Origin of the sequence: Pseudoalteromonas sp. BSi20429 (assembly GCF_000238895.1) — a bacterium.
GTDB lineage: Bacteria > Pseudomonadota > Gammaproteobacteria > Enterobacterales > Alteromonadaceae > Pseudoalteromonas > Pseudoalteromonas arctica.
Genome location: NZ_BADV01000002.1, coordinates 1 through 3129, shown reverse-complemented (window position 1 = coordinate 3129; position 3129 = coordinate 1). Strand labels below are relative to the sequence as shown.

Here is a 3129-nt window from a genome sequence, read left to right as displayed (position 1 = left end):
TGCTCTTTAAAAATTTGGAAAAGCTGATAATAAAATTCTGATAGATACATTGTATTTATCAAGAGTTTTCAAAAGTAAAAAAAGAATGGTAGCAGTACCATTCAGTGCCATTTAGTTAACTCTTATGAGTTGATTGATTGGTATCTACTTTAGTATTCAATATTGACTTCTGGCGAAGTTAAACTGTCACAAAACAAAGACCCGTTTGGGTTGTATGGTTAAGTGACTAAGCGTACACGGTGGATGCCTTGGCAGTTGGAGGCGATGAAGGACGTATTAACTTGCGATAAGCTTAGTCAAGCTAGTAAAAAGCGCTTGAGACTAAGATTTCCGAATGGGGAAACCCACCTGCTTGCAGGTATCGTTAACTGAATACATAGGTTAACGAGGCGAACGCGGAGAACTGAAACATCTAAGTACCCGTAGGAAAAGAAATCAACCGAGATTCCGAAAGTAGCGGCGAGCGAAATCGGAACAGCCCTTAAGCTTATTATGTGTTAATGGAAGGCTGCTGGAAAGCGCCACGATACAGGGTGATAGTCCCGTACATGAAAAGACATTTTAAGTGAAATCGAGTAGGTCGGAGCACGTGAAACTTTGACTGAATATAGGTGGACCATCATCTAAGGCTAAATACTCCCAACTGACCGATAGTGAACCAGTACCGTGAGGGAAAGGCGAAAAGAACCCCTGTGAGGGGAGTGAAATAGAACCTGAAACCGTGTACGTACAAGCAGTAGGAGCCCACTTGTTGGGTGACTGCGTACCTTTTGTATAATGGGTCAGCGACTTATATTTTGTAGCGAGGTTAACCGAATAGGGTAGCCGTAGGGAAACCGAGTCTTAACTGGGCGAATAGTTGCAAGGTATAGACCCGAAACCCGGTGATCTAGCCATGGGCAGGTTGAAGGTTGAGTAACATCAACTGGAGGACCGAACCCACTAACGTTGAAAAGTTAGGGGATGACCTGTGGCTAGGAGTGAAAGGCTAATCAAACCGGGAGATAGCTGGTTCTCCCCGAAATCTATTTAGGTAGAGCCTCGGACGAATACTTACGGGGGTAGAGCACTGTTAAGGCTAGGGGGTCATCCCGACTTACCAACCCTTTGCAAACTCCGAATACCGTAAAGTAATATCCGGGAGACACACGGCGGGTGCTAACGTCCGTCGTGAAGAGGGAAACAACCCAGACCGCCAGCTAAGGTCCCAAAGTCATAGTTAAGTGGGAAACGATGTGGAAAGGCCCAGACAGCCAGGAGGTTGGCTTAGAAGCAGCCATCCTTTAAAGAAAGCGTAATAGCTCACTGGTCGAGTCGGTCTGCGCGGAAGATGTAACGGGGCTAAACTATGCACCGAAGCTGCGGATTCAGAATTTATTCTGAGTGGTAGGGGAGCGTTCTGTAAGCCGTTGAAGGTGTACCGGGAGGTATGCTGGAGGTATCAGAAGTGCGAATGCTGACATGAGTAACGATAATGGGAGTGAAAAACTCCCACGCCGGAAGACCAAGGGTTCCTATCCCATGTTAATCAGGGTAGGGTAAGTCGACCCCTAAGGCGAGGCCGAAAGGCGTAGTCGATGGGAAACAGATTAATATTTCTGTACTCGATATAATTGCGATGGGGGGACGGAGCAGGCTAAGCAAGCATAGCGTTGGTAGTCTATGTGAAAGTGAGTAGGGCGTTTGTTTAGGTAAATCCGGACAAACACTAAACCTGAGACACGAGACGAGTCACTACGGTGATGAAGTTGCTGATGCCATACTTCCAGGAAAAGCCTCTAAGCTTCAGATTATATGGAATCGTACCCCAAACCGACACAGGTGGTCAGGTAGAGAATACTAAGGCGCTTGAGAGAACTCGGGTGAAGGAACTAGGCAAAATCGTACCGTAACTTCGGGAGAAGGTACGCTCCTATCTGTGATGAGACTTGCTCTCTAAGCGGACGGGAGCCGCAGTGACCAGGTGGCTGGGACTGTTTATTAAAAACACAGCACTGTGCAAAATCGCAAGATGACGTATACGGTGTGACACCTGCCCGGTGCCGGAAGGTTAATTGATGGGGTTATCCTTAGGGAGAAGCTCTTGATCGAAGCCCCGGTAAACGGCGGCCGTAACTATAACGGTCCTAAGGTAGCGAAATTCCTTGTCGGGTAAGTTCCGACCTGCACGAATGGTGTAACCATGGCCACGCTGTCTCCACCCGAGACTCAGTGAAATTGAAATCGCAGTGAAGATGCTGTGTACCCGCGGCTAGACGGAAAGACCCCGTGAACCTTTACTACAGCTTGGCACTGAACATTGAACCTACATGTGTAGGATAGGTGGGAGACTTTGAAGCAGCGACGCTAGTTGTTGTGGAGTCAACCTTGAAATACCACCCTTGTAGTTTTGATGTTCTAACGTTGGCCCCTGAATCGGGGTTACGGACAGTGCCTGGTGGGTAGTTTGACTGGGGCGGTCTCCTCCTAAAGAGTAACGGAGGAGCACGAAGGTTGGCTAAGTACGGTCGGACATCGTACGGTTAGTGTAATGGTAGAAGCCAGCTTAACTGCGAGACAGACACGTCGAGCAGGTACGAAAGTAGGTCATAGTGATCCGGTGGTTCTGAATGGAAGGGCCATCGCTCAACGGATAAAAGGTACTCCGGGGATAACAGGCTGATACCGCCCAAGAGTTCATATCGACGGCGGTGTTTGGCACCTCGATGTCGGCTCATCACATCCTGGGGCTGAAGTCGGTCCCAAGGGTATGGCTGTTCGCCATTTAAAGTGGTACGCGAGCTGGGTTTAGAACGTCGTGAGACAGTTCGGTCCCTATCTGCCGTGGGCGTTTGAGAATTGAGAGGGGTTGCTCCTAGTACGAGAGGACCGGAGTGAACGAACCGCTGGTGTTCGGGTTGTCATGCCAATGGCATTGCCCGGTAGCTACGTTCGGAACTGATAAGCGCTGAAAGCATCTAAGCGCGAAGCAGGCCTCGAGATGAGTTCTCACTAGACTTTTAAAGTCTCTGAAGGGCCGTTGAAGACTACAACGTTGATAGGCAAGATGTGGAAGTGGTGTGAGCCATTAAGCTAACTTGTACTAATTACCCGTGAGGCTTAACCATACAACGCCAAACGCGTTTTATG

General features: G+C 48.6%; 1 rRNA gene. It reads left to right on the top strand.

Annotated features, from left to right (window positions below):
* The first annotated feature begins 216 nt into the window (after positions 1-216).
* A 23S ribosomal RNA gene (locus tag P20429_RS19070) occupies positions 217-3107 on the top strand.
* Positions 3108-3129: the final 22 nt, after the last annotated feature.